This window comes from Streptomyces sp. NPDC051207, assembly GCF_040682395.1.
In the GTDB taxonomy this organism is placed as follows: Bacteria; Actinomycetota; Actinomycetes; order Streptomycetales; family Streptomycetaceae; genus Streptomyces.
Genome location: NZ_JBFBAX010000069.1, coordinates 1 through 4,219 on the forward strand (window position 1 = coordinate 1; position 4,219 = coordinate 4,219).

Here is a 4,219-nt window from a genome sequence, read left to right on the forward strand (position 1 = left end):
AGCTCCCACAGGTCCTCCGGCGCCATCCGCTCGACAAGCGCAGCAGTCATCGCCCCAGACTGCCGCAAGATCACACCAACTGAAATGGCCTCTAAAGCCCCTCGCTCGATCCAGCTGATTTCGCCTATTCACGCCTCGCGGGCGAGCTGGCGGATGAGTGGGTGGAGAAAGCCGCCTCCGCGACGCTGTCGGCGACCGCCGCGGCTTTGTATCGCCAGGCCATCACCCTGTTCTGCCGGCACGTCGATGCCCACCTTCCCCACGCGGTGAAGGCCTCGCTCGGTGAGCCGGAGCCCGACTTTCGCCCAGGCACTGACCGGCTGGACCCGCCTGCTGCCCGCCGTCTACGGCGCCGACTCGAGGGTGCCTGCCGCGCTCGCCGGCAAGCTGCGCATTCTCATCACGCGCCGGGCCGAGCATCCAGATCGCGAGGAGTGCCGCACACTCCAGGACCAGGTAGACGCCGCGGCGACCGCCATCATGACGCTCCTCGCGGAGAACGCTTCTCCACGCGAACACTGCACCAGCCGTTTGGCAGTATTTCCCTTCCGAGTGGACCGCACCAGAATTCTTTAGCGGCTGAGGGGACGGCGTCAGGCGGTGGCTTCTGCCAGAAACGCTACGGTCCTCGTCACAAACTGTTCTGCATCGTCGAGCCAAGGGAAGTGCCCGGTCCTGGGTTGAATGACGAGCTCGGCATGCGGGAAGAGTTCGGCGAGCTCGGCCATCGCGCCGGGAGGTGCTGCCAGATCGACCTCCCCGGCGAGTAGAAGAACTGGCGACCTGAACCGTGCAAGTGCCCTGCGGGTGGTGTCCGGATCGAAGGCACCGTCGGCAGCAAAGATCTTCGCGGCTTCCGTGTTCTTCTGCCCATCCTCGGCGGCCCGATGGGCCCGAGCTGCCTCGTCCCAGCGGCCGTAGTAGAACGGCGCGATGGCCTGCCAGGAGTCAGCGGTCGCCTTCCCCGCGACGATCGTCTCCAGAGCCGCAAATGCGGCTGAGAACCATGGCTCGTCCCTACGGAGTCGCGCAATCCGGAGTCGATCATCACCCGTGATCGTCACGCCGACAGCCATGACGCTCGGCGTGATGAGCAGGAGCCTCTCAACGTTTTCCGGGTGGCGACTCAAGTACAGCAGCGCCAGATTCGCGCCGGCCGAATGCGCGAGCAGGTCCATCCGGTCGAGGCCGAGGTGCTCGCGCAGGGCTTCCACGTCATCGACGAGCTGGTCACAGCGGAAAGTGCCGGGGTTCTTCGGTTGCGCCGACTGACCGGTGCCCCGAAGGTCCAGCATGATCAGCTGATGGTGCGCGGACAGGCCACCGAGGGCGCCGAGATAGGCGGAGGCCTGCATCGGTCCCCCAGGCAGGCAGATTACGGCAGGGCCATCCCCAACCACGTGGTAGGCGAGCTCAGTTCCGTCGTATGAGGTGAAGAATTCCATGCCAGGCACCCTGGAGGTGGCGAAGGCCGTCGGCCTATCGTTTAGCTACAGCTACATGATGAGGACGGATGGCGGTCGAGATCAGATTCACCGCGGCGTCGGTCGCGAAGGTGCGATTCGCCGTCTCGCCTCTGGGCGAGACGGTGCTGGCACTGCGGATCCTGCTGGGCACGGGCGGGCATGCGGTGCATCAGCCGTGGGTGCTCAGGGCGCGGCCGCTGCTGGCGGGCGAGCATGAGCTGCCGCTGCTACAGGCGCTGATCGCCGGGCCAATGCCGTCGTTCCTGTTCCCGGTGCCGCAGGAGCGGCTGCCGTCCATGGCCACGGAGCTGGGCCTGCTGCGGGCAACGGAAGAGGCCTTCTTCCGGCGAGAGTACAGCGCGGTTCTGGGCCGCGAGGAGACCCCCGAGCCAACGGCGCTGCTGCCGCGGCTGGTGGAAGCGCTCCACCGCTGCCACGAGTTGCTGATCGCCCCGCACTGGGGCCGGATGCGCGCAGTGCTGGAAGCCGACATCGGCAGGCGCGCGCTCACTTTGGTGGACGGCGGGGCGCAGGCACTGTTCACCGAGCTGCACCGGGATCTCGCCTGGGACGGCGACCAGCTCGTCGTGCACGGCCGACGCACCCCGCACGCGATCTACACGGTGGACACCGGCCAGCACGGTCTGGTCCTGCTGCCCAGTGTCTTCAATTGGCCGAACGTCGGCGTCGACAAGTCACCGGTCACGGCTGCGTCGATCCGCTATCCGGCTGTGGGGATCGGGCTGCTCTGGGAGGCGCCCCCGCCAACGCCGGCGGGCCTCTCCCCGGTCCTGGGCCGCACGAGGACAGCCCTGCTCACAGCTCTGGCCGAACCCCTGACGACAACTGCCCTAGCCAGCCACCTTGGCATCACCCCCAGCGCAGTCTCGCAACACCTGGGGGCGCTGCGCGGGGCTGGCCTGGTGTCGACACAGCGCACGGGCCGCACCGCTCTCCACCTGCGCACGGAACGGGCGACCAACCTGCTGGGCACCTCGGCTCCCTAACTGCACTGGGCACAACGCCCAGACAGCACAAGCAGCACCGAACGGCCCGACTCCGTGTCTCATGAGACACGTCGAAGTCTGGAGAAGCACCGCCTTGCCGTGCCACCCGGCGTCAGGTGCGCGCCGGACGTCCTCCCACAGCGTGTAGAGGGTGCCGCCCTCTTCCCACGCCTCGTTCCACCAGGTGCGGGCTTCGGCAGGCGGGACTCCTTCTTCGCCGACGTCGACTTCGTCCGGTCGTTGTCGGCGCCCAGGGTCGGGTCGTTGGGTGCCAAGGTGAGGCTGCTCCTTGTTGAGACGGTGGTGGTGCCGGCCGGGCGGCCTGTCCCGTCCCCGGCGCCCAGGAACGGGCGGGGCGAGGCGGGGGCGGGGCAGGCAGCCCGGCTCATCCGTGGAAATTGTTGCGCCGGAAGACCGCCTTGCGGATGTTGACCGTGGTGCCGCCCCGCCGCTGCCGCGCGAGGCTCCGCGTACGGCGAGCGCGAGGAAGATCAGCACGAACAGGCCGGCCATGCTCATCACGGCCTGACCGGTCGTGGTGAGGATGGCGGGCAGCTGCGCGAGGGTCGGAGCGGCAGCATCGACGCCGACTCCGGCGAGCGCGATTCCGCCGCCGGTCGACAGGGCGATGGCGCTGTACTTCCACACACGAACGCCAGCACCGCCCCGCTGCGGCGCGGCCGGAGCGGGGCGCGGCAGCAGGTGCGTGGGCGCCGGCGTCATGATCTGGCCGTCAACCGGGGTGAGGGCCACCTGCTAGTACTGTGCGCGGAGATACTGGAGGGCTTCCTGCCTGCGGACCAGGTCGTAGACCCGCGCCATGTACGCCTCGTCGGTGGGGAGTCCGACGGCGGCGTGGGCGGGCGCGGCCGGAAGGTCGCCGGGTGGGGCACCGGGGCGGGCCTCGGGGAACAGGGCCCAGATCTGCACCGCCCGGCCGGGATGGCTGGGCGGGTCTTGGGTGGCCCGGGTCGGACCGTGAGGCGGGGCGGCGGAGGTCAGCCGAGCCTGTAAAGGCAAGGAAAGCCGCCTATTCCTCCGCTCTCTCTTGTGACTTTTCCGGTGAAGGCCGTGGTGGGTCCGGGATCTGCTGGACCGCGCGTGCGTGCGCGAGGACAGCCCGCAGCAACGGCACGACCGCCGTTGCTGCGGGCGGATCGCCGGTGGCGCAGGACGGCCCGCTGCGCGGGGCAAAGCCGAAGAAGTCCCCGGTGATTGAGCAGGATGGGCAGCTTGCTACCGGTGCTGGAGCCGCTGGCCGACCAAAGGCCGTGGGCTGGGACAAGGCGCGACAGCGGCGAGGGGTGGGCCTTCCGCCTGATCTTCGTCTGCGGGTGGCCCTGGGGCCAGTCTCAGGAATGCGGGAGCGACTGTCCGGCTGGCAGCAAAACCAGGTCGAGGCCGCCACGAAGGCGGAGCTGACCCGACTGGCGGGCCTGCTGATGCAGCCAGAGGCCGCACCGCGGCTACTGGCCAACCGACTCACCGACCGGCTGGAGGAGACCGGCGGCGAGGCCCTGGTCACTGCTCCGTACGGGTGGCTGATCCGGCGGGGCCTCGTACAGCGACAGGCATGTTCGGACCGGCGCTGCGACGACGGGATCCGACCGGACACTGGGACTGAGTGCCCGAACTGCCACGACGTGATCCACCTTAGAGGCCATTTCAGTTGGTGAGTCTACGGTGGCATATGAGGGTGGCTGAGATGGCAGCGAAGGCGAGGAAGTGCTCGGGCTTGCGCTCGTA

At 68.7% G+C, this 4,219-nt stretch carries 5 protein-coding genes; 3 read left to right on the forward strand and 2 right to left on the reverse strand.

The genetic code is table 11. The features are described from left to right. Nucleotides 1-282 precede the first annotated feature (282 nt). A complete protein-coding gene (locus tag AB0M97_RS30605) occupies nucleotides 283-576 on the forward strand; it encodes a hypothetical protein (RefSeq protein ID WP_365964235.1) in 294 nt (97 codons plus the stop codon). 17 nt (nucleotides 577-593) lie between these two features. On the opposite strand, the gene AB0M97_RS30610 is transcribed toward AB0M97_RS30605, so the two are convergent. After that, on the reverse strand, nucleotides 594-1,445 hold the full coding sequence (locus AB0M97_RS30610) for an alpha/beta hydrolase (protein WP_365964236.1): 852 nt from the start codon (nucleotides 1,443-1,445) through the stop codon (nucleotides 594-596). Nucleotides 1,446-1,513: 68 nt separating this feature from the next. On the opposite strand from AB0M97_RS30610, the gene AB0M97_RS30615 reads away from it, so the two are divergent. Then, the gene (locus AB0M97_RS30615) at nucleotides 1,514-2,473 is read left to right on the forward strand and encodes a DUF5937 family protein (RefSeq protein WP_365964237.1); all 960 of its coding nucleotides are present in this window, start codon (nucleotides 1,514-1,516) and stop codon (nucleotides 2,471-2,473) included. A gap of 756 nt (nucleotides 2,474-3,229) precedes the next feature. Here AB0M97_RS30615 and AB0M97_RS30620 read toward each other — a convergent pair. Beyond that, nucleotides 3,230-3,403 (reverse strand): hypothetical protein, encoded by a 174-nt coding sequence (locus AB0M97_RS30620; RefSeq protein ID WP_365964238.1) that lies wholly within the window; start codon nucleotides 3,401-3,403, stop codon nucleotides 3,230-3,232. A 428-nt stretch (nucleotides 3,404-3,831) separates the two neighbouring features. On the opposite strand from AB0M97_RS30620, the gene AB0M97_RS30625 reads away from it, so the two are divergent. After that, the gene (locus AB0M97_RS30625) at nucleotides 3,832-4,149 is read left to right on the forward strand and encodes a hypothetical protein (RefSeq protein ID WP_365964239.1); all 318 of its coding nucleotides are present in this window, start codon (nucleotides 3,832-3,834) and stop codon (nucleotides 4,147-4,149) included. Nucleotides 4,150-4,219: the final 70 nt, after the last annotated feature.

Coding starts and splice junctions, on each gene's coding strand:
- AB0M97_RS30610 (WP_365964236.1), bottom strand. CDS start 1,445: ATGGAATTCTTCACCTCATACGACGGAACTGAGCTCGCCTACCACGTG.
- AB0M97_RS30615 (WP_365964237.1), top strand. CDS start 1,514: ATGGCGGTCGAGATCAGATTCACCGCGGCGTCGGTCGCGAAGGTGCGA.
- AB0M97_RS30625 (WP_365964239.1), top strand. CDS start 3,832: ATGCGGGAGCGACTGTCCGGCTGGCAGCAAAACCAGGTCGAGGCCGCC.